This is a genomic window from Enterococcus sp. 125944 (assembly GCF_051909435.1).
GTDB classification, from domain to species: domain Bacteria; phylum Bacillota; class Bacilli; order Lactobacillales; family Enterococcaceae; genus Enterococcus_D; species Enterococcus_D gallinarum.
This window is the reverse complement of sequence record NZ_JBQASY010000026.1, coordinates 17,371-31,801: the sequence shown is the minus strand read 5'-3', so window position 1 is coordinate 31,801 and position 14,431 is coordinate 17,371. Positions and strand designations below refer to the sequence as shown.

16 protein-coding genes are annotated in these 14,431 nt (G+C 40.2%); 10 read left to right on the top strand and 6 right to left on the bottom strand.

Annotation, left to right across the window (positions count from 1 at the left end):
* The first annotated feature begins 491 nt into the window (after window positions 1–491).
* Together ACTFWY_RS16215 and ACTFWY_RS16210 are read left to right on the top strand one after the other, a co-directional pair.
* Window positions 492–1,403 carry a phosphate ABC transporter substrate-binding protein PstS family protein gene (locus tag ACTFWY_RS16215; RefSeq protein WP_439926778.1) on the top strand — a complete coding sequence of 304 codons (912 nt, stop codon included), beginning with the start codon at window positions 492–494 and terminating at the stop codon, window positions 1,401–1,403.
* A gap of 120 nt (window positions 1,404–1,523) precedes the next feature.
* Window positions 1,524–3,743 (top strand): GH25 family lysozyme, encoded by a 2,220-nt coding sequence (locus ACTFWY_RS16210; protein ID WP_439926777.1) that lies wholly within the window; start codon window positions 1,524–1,526, stop codon window positions 3,741–3,743.
* A gap of 23 nt (window positions 3,744–3,766) precedes the next feature.
* On the opposite strand, the gene pnpS is transcribed toward ACTFWY_RS16210, so the two are convergent.
* Window positions 3,767–5,509 (bottom strand): two-component system histidine kinase PnpS, encoded by a 1,743-nt coding sequence (pnpS, locus tag ACTFWY_RS16205; RefSeq protein ID WP_439926776.1) that lies wholly within the window; start codon window positions 5,507–5,509, stop codon window positions 3,767–3,769.
* Window positions 5,506–6,213 carry a response regulator transcription factor gene (locus ACTFWY_RS16200; RefSeq protein WP_003127674.1) on the bottom strand — a complete coding sequence of 236 codons (708 nt, stop codon included), beginning with the start codon at window positions 6,211–6,213 and terminating at the stop codon, window positions 5,506–5,508. The genes pnpS and ACTFWY_RS16200 overlap by 4 nt, the downstream gene beginning before the upstream one ends.
* A 143-nt stretch (window positions 6,214–6,356) precedes the next feature.
* Between ACTFWY_RS16200 and ACTFWY_RS16195 the strand changes: the two genes are divergently transcribed.
* The 4 genes from ACTFWY_RS16195 (at window position 6,357) to ACTFWY_RS16180 (ending at window position 9,151) form a co-directional block, all read left to right on the top strand.
* Window positions 6,357–6,830, top strand: coding sequence for a DUF523 domain-containing protein (locus ACTFWY_RS16195; RefSeq protein WP_081131248.1), 474 nt, complete (start codon window positions 6,357–6,359; stop codon window positions 6,828–6,830).
* Window positions 6,820–7,158: a putative DNA-binding protein gene (locus ACTFWY_RS16190; protein ID WP_156248146.1), complete on the top strand. Its 339-nt coding sequence runs from the start codon at window positions 6,820–6,822 to the stop codon at window positions 7,156–7,158. The genes ACTFWY_RS16195 and ACTFWY_RS16190 overlap by 11 nt, the downstream gene beginning before the upstream one ends.
* A gap of 14 nt (window positions 7,159–7,172) precedes the next feature.
* Window positions 7,173–8,591 (top strand): signal recognition particle protein, encoded by a 1,419-nt coding sequence (ffh, locus tag ACTFWY_RS16185; RefSeq protein ID WP_003127677.1) that lies wholly within the window; start codon window positions 7,173–7,175, stop codon window positions 8,589–8,591.
* Window positions 8,592–8,947: 356 nt separating this feature from the next.
* Window positions 8,948–9,151, top strand: coding sequence for a CsbD family protein (locus tag ACTFWY_RS16180; RefSeq protein WP_096710927.1), 204 nt, complete (start codon window positions 8,948–8,950; stop codon window positions 9,149–9,151).
* 76 nt (window positions 9,152–9,227) lie between these two features.
* On the opposite strand, the gene ACTFWY_RS16175 is transcribed toward ACTFWY_RS16180, so the two are convergent.
* From ACTFWY_RS16175 to ACTFWY_RS16165, 3 genes are read right to left on the bottom strand one after another with little or no spacing between them, the layout of a single operon-like run.
* Window positions 9,228–10,385 (bottom strand): ABC-2 transporter permease, encoded by a 1,158-nt coding sequence (locus ACTFWY_RS16175; RefSeq protein WP_081131249.1) that lies wholly within the window; start codon window positions 10,383–10,385, stop codon window positions 9,228–9,230.
* Window positions 10,386–10,397: 12 nt separating this feature from the next.
* Window positions 10,398–11,279, bottom strand: a complete 882-nt coding sequence (locus ACTFWY_RS16170) for an ABC transporter ATP-binding protein (protein ID WP_005471930.1) — start codon at window positions 11,277–11,279, stop codon at window positions 10,398–10,400.
* Window positions 11,276–11,662, bottom strand: coding sequence for a GntR family transcriptional regulator (locus tag ACTFWY_RS16165; protein WP_003127681.1), 387 nt, complete (start codon window positions 11,660–11,662; stop codon window positions 11,276–11,278). Before ACTFWY_RS16165 ends, ACTFWY_RS16170 begins: the two co-directional genes overlap by 4 nt.
* 96 nt (window positions 11,663–11,758) lie before the next feature.
* Here ACTFWY_RS16165 and ACTFWY_RS16160 point away from each other — a divergent pair, with 96 nt between their 5' ends.
* Window positions 11,759–12,316, top strand: coding sequence for a DNA-3-methyladenine glycosylase I (locus ACTFWY_RS16160; protein WP_439926773.1), 558 nt, complete (start codon window positions 11,759–11,761; stop codon window positions 12,314–12,316).
* A gap of 34 nt (window positions 12,317–12,350) precedes the next feature.
* Complete coding sequence (locus ACTFWY_RS16155; protein ID WP_439926772.1) at window positions 12,351–12,866, top strand: dihydrofolate reductase family protein; 516 nt, start codon at window positions 12,351–12,353, stop codon at window positions 12,864–12,866.
* Between the two features lie 173 nt (window positions 12,867–13,039).
* Here the strand turns inward: ACTFWY_RS16155 and ACTFWY_RS16150 are convergent, their stop codons facing one another.
* Entirely contained in the window at window positions 13,040–13,591 is a 552-nt protein-coding gene (locus tag ACTFWY_RS16150) for an NADPH-dependent FMN reductase (protein ID WP_208774819.1), read from the bottom strand.
* 278 nt (window positions 13,592–13,869) lie between these two features.
* On the opposite strand from ACTFWY_RS16150, the gene rpsP reads away from it, so the two are divergent.
* The gene (gene rpsP, locus ACTFWY_RS16145) at window positions 13,870–14,145 is read left to right on the top strand and encodes a 30S ribosomal protein S16 (RefSeq protein ID WP_003127685.1); all 276 of its coding nucleotides are present in this window, start codon (window positions 13,870–13,872) and stop codon (window positions 14,143–14,145) included.
* 11 nt (window positions 14,146–14,156) lie between these two features.
* On the top strand, window positions 14,157–14,402 hold the full coding sequence (locus ACTFWY_RS16140) for a KH domain-containing protein (RefSeq protein ID WP_003127686.1): 246 nt from the start codon (window positions 14,157–14,159) through the stop codon (window positions 14,400–14,402).
* Window positions 14,403–14,431 lie beyond the last annotated feature (29 nt).

Here is a 14,431-nt window from a genome sequence, read left to right as displayed (position 1 = left end):
CACTGCGATTGACACTCGAAGAGTGGCAGAGCAGATGATGAGCAGTACTAGGCGATCAAAGAGAGCGTAGTCACATTCAAATGAATCACTGCGACTGACACTCGAAGAGTGACAGAGCAGATGATGAGCAGTACTAGGCGATCAAAGAGAGCGTAGTCACATTCAAATGAATCACTGCGATTGACACTCGAAGAGTGGCATGCAAGTTCGTCTTAGCGCAAACACGCTAGAAGCCAGTGCGAAGCAAAGTAAGTATAGTCCCAATATGGAGTCATAAAGAACAACACACAGCGGCACTTGTACCTTTTGCTTTTTTAAGAAGGAACCAGGCAAGCTCTTTTCACTTTAATGAAAAGAGAGGAACAATGACGAGCGATACGTTTTAATGTTTACAAAAGATTTACATGGGTTTATCTATTCTTTACTTTAAATCAATCATGGGTTTACAAGGGATTGCTAAACTAAGCATATAACGAAAGGAGATTTAACAAATGAAAAAACTGGGATTCTTAATTTTAGCAACAGGACTATTACTAGCTGGCTGTGGAAATAGCGGATCAAATGCTGCTGATAGCGGTCAAGCATCAAATGAATCAAGTGCTTCAGGAGCAGCGTCTGGAAATGTAGAAATTTTGGCTGTTGGATCAACTGCACTACAACCATTAGTTCAAGCTGCACAAGAAAGTTTCACCTCTGAAAATCCAAACTATATGATTACTGTTCAAGGCGGCGGTAGCGGCACAGGACTGAGCCAAGTAGAAGCTGGTGCTGTAACAATCGGTAATTCTGATGTTTTTGCTGAAGAAAAAGACGGAGTAGATGCTAGCAAATTGGTAGACCATAAAGTCGCCGTAGTTGGGATGGCTCCTGTAGTGAATAAAGAAGTTGGTGTTAAAGATATCAGCAAACAGGACTTGATTGATATCTTCACTGGTAAAATCAAAAATTGGTCTGAACTTGGTGGAAAAGACCAAGAGATCGCAGTGATCAACCGTGCCTCTGGTAGTGGTACACGGGCAACATTTGAAAAATGGGGACTTGACGGGGCCGAAACAATTCAAACCCAAGAACAAGACTCTTCTGGAACGGTTCGCAAAATCGTTGCAGAAACACCAGGAGCAATCAGCTATCTTGCTCTATCTTATCTGGATGATTCTTTACAAGCATTAACGATTGACGGTGTTGAAGCAACTCCAGAAAATATTGCTACAAATGACTGGAAAATTTGGTCTTACGAGCATATGTATACAAATGGCGAACCAGATGCAAACGTCAAAACATTTCTTGATTACATGTTGAGTGACGATATTCAACAAGGTGTGGTGAAAGAATTAGGATACTTACCAATCACAGAAATGAAAGTTGAACGTAGTGTTGAAGGGGAAGTTACGAATATAAACTAAGAAACTATAGTTATCAATGAATAGTCAGAGACGAAAAGGGCAAATAAATGCCCTTTTTTTCTGTATTTTTATGCTTTTTTCCTATAAAATGAAAAGGAGTAAAATTGAAAGGGGAAAAAAATGTCAAAACAGACAAAATACTTTATATATATTTGTGCACTTTTGCCGCTACTGTTTTTAGGAAATACAGGAACTGTTTTAGCTATAGAAAATGGAAGCAACAGTCAAATACTAACTACAGGAATAACGGAAGAAACCAGTACTTCTGAAACCTCATCAACGGAGAGCTCAAGTACCGTGTCGTCAGATTCAGAGGGAGCTTCGAATACCAGTAGTTCAGAAAAGAGTAGTCAAGAAATTACAAAAGAAGAAACACAAGCTTCAGATGAATCACAGCAAGAAACACAAGAAGAACCCGAAAAAATTTATGATGTTCAAGGTGGACTTGATCCGTCGAGCAGAAATCGTTCCGATTTGAAAGAACAGGTGGGCATTCAGCGGCGTTCTCTGCGTTCAGCAGACGTCGCGTTTATTGAAGCCGGAGACCCATCGACTCCTAGTCAGGATTTTATTGATGTCTCTTCTCACAATGGCATCATTAGCGTGGAACAATACAAGATTATCAAAAGTTATGGTATTTCTTCCGTGGTTGTGAAATTGACAGAAGCTACTTCTTATCGCAATCCATTAGCAGCATCTCAAATTGCGAATGCTCAAGCGGCAGGACTGGTAGTACATGCTTATCATTACAGTTGGTTCACGACAGAAGCGCAAGCTAAAGCAGAAGCCGAGTATTTTGTCAAATATGCCAAAGAATTGAAGCTGCCAACCTCAGCTTTGATGGTTAATGATATCGAGGACAATCAAATAATGGGAAAAGCAGATCATACTGCACTTTCTAAAGTATTTGCCAATCGTATCAAAGAATTAGGCTATAGTAATACCCATCATTACACTGGGGTACTTTGGGTCACTCAAAAAGCGATCGATCCTGCTGCACTTGGCTATAGTAATGTCTGGATCGCGAATTATCCGTATGTTCCTGCAGGACAAAAATTCACGGAATATAGTGCATGGCAGTGGACCTATAATCTTTCTTTCCCAGGAGTCAGTGGGACCTTTGATATGTCTTCTGACTATAAGAAATACTTTACTGGTCAGGGGCAAGGAGGAGCAATACCAGACAACCGCTACGCTACGATTACGAAAGATAACTACACGATTTGGCAGAATTTTTCTTGGAAGAAAAAAGCAGATTCAAAAGATTATTTGGGTCAAACGTTACAAATAAAATATCGTTACGAGCATATCAATGGTAGTACGTATTTTTCTGTGTACGATAATCAAGGTACTTGGATAGGTTATATTAATGCTGGTGGAACTAAGACAACTGATGGCGCACAAGGAAGTTGGCAGTCAAAAGAAACGTATGTAAAGTTTCGTTCGACCGGAACGGTTTATCGCAATTTTAATTTCGATTCCACAGCAATAGTATCAGAAGAAATGTTGAGGAATCTTTACAAGGTAACAGGCACCTATCGTCATTTTAATGGTGTCGTATATGATTCAGTATATGATCTCAATGGTAAATGGATCGGTTATATCGATTCTGCAAAGCTTAGTGTGGAGAATCAAGGTCCAGCTATTAGCGACGGACGCTATACAACAATCACTAGTGCAAATTACTCGATTTGGCAAAATTTTTCTTGGAAAATGCGTGCGTCAAGTAGTTCTTATTTGCACCAGACGCTAAAAATTAAATATCGTTATGAGCATTTGAACGGCAGCGTTTATTTTTCATTATATGACAATCAAGACAATTGGGTGGGTTATATTAATGCAAATGCCACGAAAGTTGCCGACAATGCAGCGGGTGCTGTGTTATCCAGTGGACAATACGGAACGGTTACTAGTAAAAATTATTCAATATGGCAAAATTTTTCTTGGAAAGAAAAAAATAAAAGTGCTAACGTTTATGGACAGACATTGCAAGTGAAACGCTATTATAATCATTTTAATGGCAGTACCTATTATTCTTTATATGATAATCGAGGTACTTGGCAAGGATATATTAATAGTGGTGGAATGAAGATGGCGGATAATGCAGCTGGGAGTGCACAAAGCTATCATAAGAAAATAAAGTTCACACAAAATTTTCCTTTGTGGCAAAACTTTAACTGGAAAAAGAAAAGTACCGTTACAGATGCAATGAAACAAGAGACGTATGAAGCAAGATATGTATATCGTCATTTTAACGGAAGCAATTACTTATCAATTTATGACAACAAAGACATTTGGCAAGGTTATATTAATGAATCGGCCACTCGCCAAGTAAACTAAAAAATTCAGGACTTGCGTATAGATTACGCAGGTCCTGAATTTTTTTTGGTCTCAAGAGGAAGTGTGATCGTAAATGTTGAGCCAGCCCCTGGGAAGCTGTCAACTGTGATAGTGCCGCCTAACAGTTTTGTATAATCTTTAACGATGGCTAGTCCTAAGCCGGTTCCTCCTGAATTACGCGTACGAGCTTTATCTACGCGATAAAAACGTTCAAAGATCCGAACTTGATCTTCTCGATCTATACCGATCCCTTGGTCACGAACTGAAAGCTGTAATTGTTTTGCTCGATACGAATAGTCAACTTGGATGGTCCCTTGTGATTTGGAATAATTGACTGCATTTTCAATCAAATTTTTTAAGATTGGTTGCAGTAGCTCTCTTTTTGAGATGAAAATCAATTCTTCAGGACCATTGATGATAAAGGACAACTGTTTTTCTCGTGCAATTGGTTCATAGGAACGGATGATTTGCTCAATCAATGCTCGAAGGTTGATTTCTTGTGCGGTGTAATCAAATGAATGACTATCTTTGGATAGGAGAATAATCTCTTGAATCAAATTTTCTAGACGATAGGCATCTTTTTGGATGATTTTAAGGAACGAAACCAATGTTTCTCGATCTTCTAAGGCACCATCCAATAATGTTTCCGTAAAACCAATCAAAGAAGTGACTGGCGTTTTCAATTCATGAGAAACATTACCGACGAAATCTTTTTGCATTTTTTCTAATTGACGCACCCGAGTCAGATCATAAGAGATCCCTAACAACTCATTTTCATTAAAGAGACGCAATGTTACATCAAGAACTCGCGGATGATCATCACTCAAAGCAATTTCTTCTTGTAAAGAAGGGGTCTGCTCGTTCATGTGATAAATTAATTGAATCAACTGTGTATCATGAATCACTTCAGTGAATGGTTGTGGCAACTGAGGCAATGCTTCGATCCCTAGCTGCTCTTGCATGGTAGGGTTCAGCAATAACAATCGGTCATCTTGATCAATGATAAAAACCCCGATCATCAGTTCATTCAACAGGCCATACAATTGTTGCTCAGAAGCGGCATAAGCTTGATAGGTTCGACTCATTTGTTCACTCAATTGATTAATCGTCTGGTATAAGTCATCATGCTCAGGTGTTTCTTGCATAATGATCGCCTGTTGATCAGGAGAAGAAATCATTTTTTTTAGAACAGGCAAAATAGTCTGCACAGGACGATTTCTTTGACGTAATGCATGAAACGTCAAAAAGCTGACAAATAAACAAAATAGGAGATAAACGAAAAAGATCGAACGCTGAATGGTTTGGCTTTTAGCAAAAAAAGGTGCCGTTGGTTCAGCGATCCGCAAAATTTGCTGCAAGTTGCCATCTTCTTTGACAGGGATCGCAACATACAGCAATTCTTCATTCAATGTATCACTTTTTCGCAAAGACTGGCCCAGATTACTACCTTTTAAGACTGCCTGCACTTCAGGCCGGTTGGCTCTGCTTTCTTTTAAAGACGAATCGTAAGTATCGTAGATGATCCGCCCATCCTTGTCCAATAAAGTGATCCGGCTGGAACTATCCTGTACATAGGCATCAGCAAATTGTTGCAATGTCGCTGGTTGATTATCAGAAAGGTTCAAGAAAATCGCCGCTTTTTCTTCCAAGAAGTCTACTTGTTGGGCAATCACTTGCTGGTGATAGAAGCTGCTAAGAAACTGCCAGCAGATGATAAACAGTACGGCTAATAGCAGACTCCATAGGCCATAGCCAAAGCGTTTCATGAATGAGGCTCCTGAAATTTATAGCCAAATCCGCGAACTGTCACTAAATACTCGGGATGTTTCGGGTCACGTTCCAGCTTTTCGCGTAAATGACTGATATGCACATCAACGATTCGGCTTTGGCCATCAAAGTCAAAATTCCAAATGCGATTCAGCAGCGTATCGCGGTCGATCACACGGCCTTTCCGTTTCATGAAGTATATTAGCAGTTCAAACTCTTTTGGAGTCAGAAAAATCTTTTCTCCCTTGACGCTTACTTGGTAATTGGTCAAGTCTGCTAAAATGTCACCAATTTGCAACATTTCTGCTGGCTGATCCGAAAGATCTGCAGTGCCTCGCGGTTCCAACCGTCTAAAGATTGCTTTCATCCGAGCAAGCACTTCTCTAGGGCTAAAGGGCTTGGTCAAATAATCATCTGCTCCGATTTCAAGCCCAAGAATCCGATCAATCGGATCATCTTTAGCGGTTAAAACTAAAATAGGGGTCTCGATTTTTTCTTGTCGTAGTTTCTTGGTGATTTCGATACCGTCCATTTGCGGCAACATCACATCTAAGATAATGAAGTCAAAATCTTCAGATAGTGCCAGATCAACCCCCATTTTACCGTCGACAGCCGAAACGACTTGGTATCCTTCTTTTTCTAAATTGAATGTAAGTAAAGTAACGATAGATGGTTCATCATCTACCACGAGAATTTTTTTCATCATGAACTCCTTTCTTAACAAAGGAACAATCATTTTACGTTGTTCTAGCTATATTTTAGCATGAATAAAGAATTGGTACTATTGTCTACCACAAATAAATGCTATAATAAAGGACGATTTGAGAAGAAAGCTGAGGGTGTTCGATGATTGGAATCAGTGCATGTTTAGGTGGGGTCATGTGCCGCTATGACGGGCAGCATCAAGCGGTTGCTCAACTGGTTGAACTCGTTCAAACTGGTCAAGCAGTGATGGTCTGTCCAGAAGTCCTTGGCGGGTTGCCAATTCCTCGTGAGCCAGCAGAAATTGTTGGTGGGGACGGTAGAGATGTTTGGTCACAAAAAGCCAAAGTCATTACTGTCACTGGAGAAGATGTCTCAGAACAATTTATGAACGGCGCAAAGCTTGCCTATCAAAAATTACGCGATCTTGGGATCACGCAACTGATCTTAAAAGAAAAAAGTCCTTCTTGCGGCAGTCGGATTGTTTACGACGGCAATTTTTCAGGAGTCAAAAAAGAAGGTGTTGGTGTCGCCAGTGCTTATTTTCAACAACAAGGAATGACCGTGCTGTCGGATGTCGACTGGCTTGCTGAGCAGGAGGAAAATAATGGAGATTGAAAAAACCAATCGAATGAACGCGTTGTTTGAATTTTATTCTACACTGTTAACTGAGAAGCAGATGAATTATATGGAATTGTATTATGCAGATGACTTCTCATTAGGTGAGATTGCAGAAGAATACCATGTAAGTCGGCAAGCAGTGTATGATAATATCAAACGAACGGAAAAAATTCTTGAAGACTATGAAAAAAAACTACACATGTTTTCGGATTATATGATGCGGGAAGACTTGTTGGAGCAATTATCTGATTACACCAAGACGCACTATCCCAAAGATGAGACATTGCGCTCGTTGATCGAAGAGATCCAAGAAATCGAAGAATAAAGGAATGAAAAAAGATGGCATTTGAAAGTTTAACAGAACGCCTACAGCAGGCGATGAGCAAACTGCGTAAGAAAGGGAAAGTTTCTGAAGCAGATGTAAAAGAAATGATGCGGGAGATTCGTTTGGCTTTATTAGAAGCCGACGTTAATTTACAAGTAGTCAAGGAATTTACCAAAAATGTTCGTGAACGTGCAGTTGGAGCAGAAGTCTTAGACAGCTTATCTCCCGCGCAACAAATCGTCAAGATCGTTGATGAGGAACTGACCAAAACATTAGGTTCTGAAACAGTTGGTATTGAGAAATCACCAAAAATCCCGACTGTTATTATGATGGCTGGTCTGCAAGGGGCCGGTAAAACGACATTTGCTGGGAAATTAGCCAACCATTTGATCAAGACAGAAAATGCGCGGCCTTTGATGATCGCAGGAGACGTGTACCGTCCAGCAGCGATCGATCAGCTGAAAGTTTTAGGCCAACAATTAGATGTACCAGTTTTTGATATGGGAACCGATGTCAGTCCTGTTGAGATCGTTCGTCAAGGGATGGCATTGGCAAGAGAAAAGAAAAATGATTATGTCCTAATCGATACTGCCGGTCGTTTACACATCGATGAAACATTGATGGATGAATTGAAGCAGATCAAAGAGTTAGCACAGCCGAATGAAATCCTCTTAGTCGTTGATGCGATGACTGGACAAGATGCCGTGAATGTCGCCGACAGCTTCAATCAACAATTAGGTATTACTGGGGTCGTTATTACGAAACTAGACGGGGATACTCGTGGGGGTGCTGCGCTTTCCATTCGACAAGTGACTGGTGCGCCAATCAAATTTACCGGTACTGGGGAAAAACTGACAGACTTAGAAGTCTTTCACCCTGATCGGATGTCCAGCCGTATTTTAGGTATGGGAGACATGTTGACGCTGATCGAAAAAGCCCAACAAGATTACGACGAGAAAAAAGCAGAAGAATTAGCGCAAAAAATGAAAGAAAATTCCTTCGACTTCAATGACTTTGTTGAGCAGATCGACCAAGTGATGGGCATGGGACCTATCGAAGATCTTTTGAAGATGATTCCAGGAATGAGTCAAATGCCAGGTATCGAAAACGTCAAAGTCGATCCGAAACAAATCGCGCGTCAAAAAGCGATGGTCTATTCAATGACGCCTGCAGAACGGGAGAATCCTGATTTGCTGAATCCAAGTCGTCGTCGTCGGATCGCAGCGGGGTCTGGAAATAGCGTGGTCGAAGTCAATCGGATGATCAAACAATTCAAAGAATCCCGAAAAATGATGCAACAAATGACCAAAGGGAATATGAATATCCCGGGTATGGATCAAATGTTTGGCGGCGGTGTTAAAGGAAAATTAGGTAAAATGGCCATGAACCGAATGGTCAAAAAACAAAAGAAGAAAAAGAAAAAACGTAAATAATTAACTGAAATAAGCAAGCAGCCGTTATGCTGATCACCATGAAAAGTATCGAAAAGATTCCAGGATCATTTCTGATACTAGAAGATGGTTTGGTCGACAACGGTTGCTTTTTTCGTTTGCGGTCTTCTGTTCGTCAGTTGCTTGTTTGGAAAAGGGAATACCTATCAGTTGGATCGATAGCTGAAACGTAATATAGCGACCTTTGAACATGTATCGGCTGAGCAAGGATAGATGGTTTAACTAGCTGATCCAAGTAGATTCATTAAGTACTTGAACGCGTTGCAAGGCAAAATATTCGTGCTTTAGACGGATAGATGCTACTATTTATTTATAGTAATTGAAAGGAGCAAGTGACGATGACAAACAAAGATCGAGTTGAAGGTAAAATTACTGAAACAAAAGGGAAAGTTACGGGCGATGACTCCGAAGAATTAAAAGGGAAAACCCAAAACGAATACGGTAAAGTGAAAGATAAAGTAGAAGACTTTGCAGATGACGTTTCTCGCAAAGTGAATCATTTCTTTGATAAACATGACGATAAAGATAAGCCTAACCGCTAATTTAACTGAAACAACCGTTAACGATTTCGTTAACGGTTGTTTTTTTCTTTTAAAAAGGAAGACTGTCAAAGAAGTGCTAGCTGACAGTCCGGCTATTCATAAAGCGACGAGCATGCCACCATTTTTTGATTGCTTTCGGATAAACCAATAGGAAGCTGACTACAAGACAGACCACTAAGTAAATACAAATCGAAACGATAGTTCTCGTTTGAGAGAAGTCATCATAATAGAGTTGGACCAGCAACCAATTCATATTGATCAAGTAGAACCAAGTACCAATGGCCATCACTAAAAAGACGGGCAATCGAAAGGCGGGAACCGTCAGATAGTCGCCGTCATTTTCTAAGGAGATGCGGGCGAACACTTCTTGAGCAGCAGCAATCAACAACAAGGATAGGAGTAGTGTGGCGAAGACTGCCCACCAATTGACTGGTAAGCCATTGGGCCAGTCATTCCAAAGATTGTTCAAGACTAAGTGCCCCCCTTTTCCATAGAAGAAAAAGCTCAGAAATTCTTGCAGATTATAGTAAAAACTGTAAAAACCGCTCATCAAGAAAAAAATCAAAACGATCGTTAATGGACCGAAAAAGAGATTGCCCAAAAGCACCCCTAATAAGGATCCGATGGCTGTCACTGCCAAATTTCCTACAAACGTACCAACACCAGATGCGAATAGATCTGATAGCGGAATTTGGAAATATTCGGAGGGAATCATCAAGTAGCGAATGCAAATATTGCTCAAAATACCAATGATTAAAGCGAAACTGATCGGTGCAAATAAGAAAACCGCTTTTTGACGGAAAATCTGTCGTTTTTTAAACGGCAATGAGAATAAAAAACGATTGAAATTTGTCTTTTGATCAATGAAAAAACTAAGAAAACCAAAAACAAACAATAATGGAAGAATAAAATAAGCGCCTGAGGTATTGAAATTAGCAATATACGTATCCTGTCCATTACTTTCTGGTACCGGCCTATTATAAATGAGCAAGTTTTCATCCTTGTATTCATCGATCGATGAGTAATAGACTGGTTTTTCTCCGTTATAGTCCTTAATATAGTAATCAGGATGCTCTTGGAAATCTTTCTTGAATTCTTCTGAATCAAAATAGTTCTTTTGATTATGCCAAGAACGTTGGGTATCCCAGCCCATTCCTGCATAAATCAAAACCAAGATCAGACAAAAGCCAAGCAACAGTTTGCCATATCGCTGGGAATAAATTTGTTTTAACATTTTCTTTCACCTCTAACCTTTCAACAAGGATTCTTGACTCAAATTGGCTTCAAATAAATCTTCCAAGGTCAATGGGAGTTCTTCAAAGAGCAACGGCTCTAGTTGCCGGATCTGTTCTTCTAATGCCGCGTCGTATTCTTCGAACAAAGCAACAATCACCCGCCCTTGACGATTGATCAATTTTGAATGCTGTTTGATCATTGGCGGTACCTGTTTCCCACGAAAGACGAATTGAATTTTACGGGCATTTTCCCGCATCGTTTCTAACCGATAATCTTTAGCGATTGTTCTTCCCTTGATTAAAAGGGCTCGGTCGATAATGTTCTCAAGCTCATTTAGATTATGAGAAGCGATGATGGCTGTGCGATTAGATTCACTCAAGTTTTCTAACAAAAGGCCAATGACCTTTTTGCGTACAATAATATCTAAACCGTCAAAAGGTTCGTCCAATAGCAAGTAATCGGCATTTGAAGCAATGGCTAAGATCATTTTATACAATCCTTGCATGCCTTTAGACATTCGGCGATACGAATGGCCAAGCGGCAATCCATTGCTCTGCATCAGCTCAAGATAAAGGTTTTGATTAAAGTGGGAATAAGCGAGACGATAAAAGGCATTGATTTTTTTCAATGAATACGCCGCTAAAAAGTTCTCTTTTTCATCGATATAAAATAAGTTTTCCTTTAGTTGTGGCTTCTGGGCCAATGATTGACCATCAATCATGATTTCGCCGCCGTCTAAAGCGTACTGTCCTGAGAGTGTACGGAAAAGCGTGGTTTTTCCAGAGCCGTTGCGCCCAATCAAGCCAACGATTTCATTTTTGCGCAATGAAAATGTAACATCTTCTAGAATAGTAGTCCCTTCAATTTTCTTTGTAACGCCTTCTAGGTTCATTTATTGATCCCTCCCAGTTCTTCTTCAAAAACAGTGACCCAAGCAGTGATTTCTTGGATGCTGATCTGCAAATGTCCTGCCTCGATCACTAATTCTTTCAATCGTTCTTTTAATTGTTGGATGCGCCGCTCGTCGCGTGGAACACTGTCCAGTGCTTTGACAAACGTTCCTTTGCCTTTGATGGTGATCAAGACCTGCTCATTTTCTAATATTTTGTAGGCCTTGCTGACGGTATTTGGATTCATCAACAAGCGTTTGGCCATCTCACGAACCGAAGGAATTTGATCACCCGGTCTCAAAACACCATGCAAGATGTCTTCTTTGATGCTCAATATCAGCTGCTCGTAATAAGGTTTGCTGCTTGTCTTGTTGATCATGACCATGTACTCAGCCCCTTTCATTTATGTGTACTAGTATACGTAGTACACTATCAAAAGTAAAGAACTTTTGCTAAAATAAGACAAAAAGGAGGAGTGACTATGATTCGTTGTGGTTGGGCAACAAGTAGTCCCGCAATGCAAGAGTACCATGATCATGTCTGGGGGAAACCGGAGTATGATGATCAGCAGTTGTTTCGTAAGTTGGTTTTAGATATGAATCAAGCAGGGCTGAGTTGGCAAACGATTTTGAACAAGATGGCAAATTTTGATCAAGCATATGATCACTTTGATATTGAGACAGTAGCCAATTATTCGGAGGAAAAAATTCTAGCACTGATGGATGATCCCGGTATTATTCGTAATCGCAGAAAAATAGAAGCGGCAGTTCATAATGCACAACTCGTATTAGCGATTCAGCAAGAAATCGGCAGTTTTTCTGATTTTTTATGGCGTTATGTCGACCATCGACCCGTCATCAATCATTTTCAAACACAATCAGAAGTACCCACCCATTCACCAATTTCTGATCGCTTGGCGAAAGATTTGAAAGCCCGTGGCTTTAAGTTTGTAGGAACGACGACAATCTATGCATTCATGGAAGCTGTAGGAATGGTTAACGATCACCTGACAAGCTGTATCTGTTACGAGGAACGTTAGAAAGAAGACGAGAAAAATCGAGGAGGAGTCATATATGGGAAAACTGGTTTTTTATGGCGCTATCAGTTTAGATGGCTATTTAGCTGGAGCAAAGGATCAATTGGACTGGTTGTTGGAGACCGATACGGGGACAAGTACTACGTATGAGAAATTTTTTGAAACGATTGATGCAACAGCGATGGGCCGTAAGACGTACGAAGAAGCCAAAAAAATGTTGGCGACGGAGAAGCTCTATCCAGAAAAAGAAAATTATGTGTTTTCCCGTCAGATACAGACTGATTTAACGGACGCAGTAGTTGTGGATCAAGACCCGGTTGCTTTTTTATCACAATTGAAAAAAGAGAAAACGGTTTGGTTGGTTGGCGGTGGAAAGTTATTGCACCCTTTATTGGAAACAGATCTGATTGATGAATGGTATGTACAGATCGCTCCTGTGTTATTAGGAACAGGCAAGCGCTTGTTTGAGCCAGGAGAGTATACTGCTCGTTTACAATTCGTGGATATGACGCAAATGGGTGAACTCGTAGAGATCCACTATCAACGGAAATAGATGGCTTGCTTTCTGAGTTTCTCTTTTTCTGTGTTGCAGATACTTCCTTATGATTCACTCAGAGTTTACATTGAACCATCCAGCAAAAAAACGCACACTCACTGGTTTCCCTTATGGGATAGATCAGTGAGTGTGCGTTTCTTATCTGACTGTTACAAAATCGTGACTGGTTTTTAGTTGTAACGGTTAAACAAGTCGACGTAGTTGTCAACGATTGTTTGGAAGAAGTTGACGGTATCTTCTTTGATCGTATTGTTTTCATCGATCAAGTTCATGATTCCACCGATATAAGCTTCTGGTTGTTGCAAAGTTGGCATATCTAAGAATACCAATGATTGACGCAGGTGATGGTTCGCACCAAAACCAGCGATCGCACCTGGTGAAACACTTACGACTAAAGCAGGTTTCCCGCTCCAGCTGCTTGCTCCATAAGGACGTGAACCGACATCCAAGGCATTTTTCAATGCTGCTGGTACAGAACGATTGTACTCTGGTGTAAAGAAGAATACACCGTCCACACTTTGCAATTCATTACGGAATGTTGTCCATTCAGTAGGCACTTTGCCTTCTACTTCCAAGTCTTCATTATAAAATGGTAGATTGCCGATTTCTAAAAAGACAGCTTCGAAACCTTCTGGCAATAATTCTGCAAATTTCTTCGCTACCAGCTTGTTATAAGAGCCTTCGCGTAAACTACCAACGATAAAACCAATTTTTTTTGTCATGTTGAATTCCTCCTCATATCTTTTACATGTTTTATCTTACCAAAAGTAAGTAAAACTGACAAATAAAAAGCATTTGCCTAAAAAATCCAGTCATAAAGCGATGTCTCAGCTATAATGACTGTCTCTCTCTAATGATACGCGTTGCAGGAAAATCTGGCAAAAGATAACCTATAGAAGAAAGAAACAGAAAAAAAGAGACTGTAAAGAAAAAACTCTTTACACCGTCAGTAAAACCTGTTAAACTAGCTCTTGTGATTAAAACAATGGAGGTGTAAATAATGGCAGTAAAAATTCGTTTAAAACGCATGGGTTCTAAAAAGAAACCTTTTTACCGTATTGTCGTAGCAGATTCACGTTCTCCTCGTGACGGACGTTTCATCGAAACAGTAGGTACTTACAATCCTTTGCAAGACCCAGCTGAAGTGACAATCAAAGAAGATTTGATTCTTGATTGGTTATCAAAAGGTGCGCAACCTTCTGATACAGTACGCAATATTCTTTCAAAAGAAGGCGTAATGAAAAAACACCACGAAGCTAAATTCACTAAGAAATAAGGTGACGACGGATGAATGATTTGCAAGAATTAGTCTTAACGATCGTTTCACCATTAGTGACCAAACCTGAGGAGATCCAGCTTGATGTGGTTGAATCAGAAGATTTCTTTGAATATAATCTTACAGTTGCTCCGGAAGATATCGGACGAATCATTGGTAAACAAGGTCGGGTGGCTAAAGCAATCCGGACGATCGTTTACGGGGTTCGCACCAACGGCCCCAAAAAGGTCCGTTTAAATATCATTGATGGAAAGTAATTGATCGCATCACTCATTGAGTGATGCTT

Coding starts and splice junctions, on each gene's coding strand:
- ACTFWY_RS16155 (WP_439926772.1), top strand. CDS start 12,351: ATGGGAAAACTGGTTTTTTATGGCGCTATCAGTTTAGATGGCTATTTA.
- ACTFWY_RS16210 (WP_439926777.1), top strand. CDS start 1,524: ATGTCAAAACAGACAAAATACTTTATATATATTTGTGCACTTTTGCCG.
- ACTFWY_RS16165 (WP_003127681.1), bottom strand. CDS start 11,662: ATGGTCATGATCAACAAGACAAGCAGCAAACCTTATTACGAGCAGCTG.
- ACTFWY_RS16150 (WP_208774819.1), bottom strand. CDS start 13,591: ATGACAAAAAAAATTGGTTTTATCGTTGGTAGTTTACGCGAAGGCTCT.
- rpsP (WP_003127685.1), top strand. CDS start 13,870: ATGGCAGTAAAAATTCGTTTAAAACGCATGGGTTCTAAAAAGAAACCT.
- ACTFWY_RS16190 (WP_156248146.1), top strand. CDS start 6,820: ATGGAGATTGAAAAAACCAATCGAATGAACGCGTTGTTTGAATTTTAT.
- ACTFWY_RS16180 (WP_096710927.1), top strand. CDS start 8,948: ATGACAAACAAAGATCGAGTTGAAGGTAAAATTACTGAAACAAAAGGG.
- ACTFWY_RS16140 (WP_003127686.1), top strand. CDS start 14,157: ATGAATGATTTGCAAGAATTAGTCTTAACGATCGTTTCACCATTAGTG.
- ACTFWY_RS16160 (WP_439926773.1), top strand. CDS start 11,759: ATGATTCGTTGTGGTTGGGCAACAAGTAGTCCCGCAATGCAAGAGTAC.
- ACTFWY_RS16175 (WP_081131249.1), bottom strand. CDS start 10,385: ATGTTAAAACAAATTTATTCCCAGCGATATGGCAAACTGTTGCTTGGC.
- ACTFWY_RS16170 (WP_005471930.1), bottom strand. CDS start 11,279: ATGAACCTAGAAGGCGTTACAAAGAAAATTGAAGGGACTACTATTCTA.
- ACTFWY_RS16200 (WP_003127674.1), bottom strand. CDS start 6,213: ATGAAAAAAATTCTCGTGGTAGATGATGAACCATCTATCGTTACTTTA.
- ffh (WP_003127677.1), top strand. CDS start 7,173: ATGGCATTTGAAAGTTTAACAGAACGCCTACAGCAGGCGATGAGCAAA.
- ACTFWY_RS16215 (WP_439926778.1), top strand. CDS start 492: ATGAAAAAACTGGGATTCTTAATTTTAGCAACAGGACTATTACTAGCT.
- pnpS (WP_439926776.1), bottom strand. CDS start 5,509: ATGAAACGCTTTGGCTATGGCCTATGGAGTCTGCTATTAGCCGTACTG.
- ACTFWY_RS16195 (WP_081131248.1), top strand. CDS start 6,357: ATGATTGGAATCAGTGCATGTTTAGGTGGGGTCATGTGCCGCTATGAC.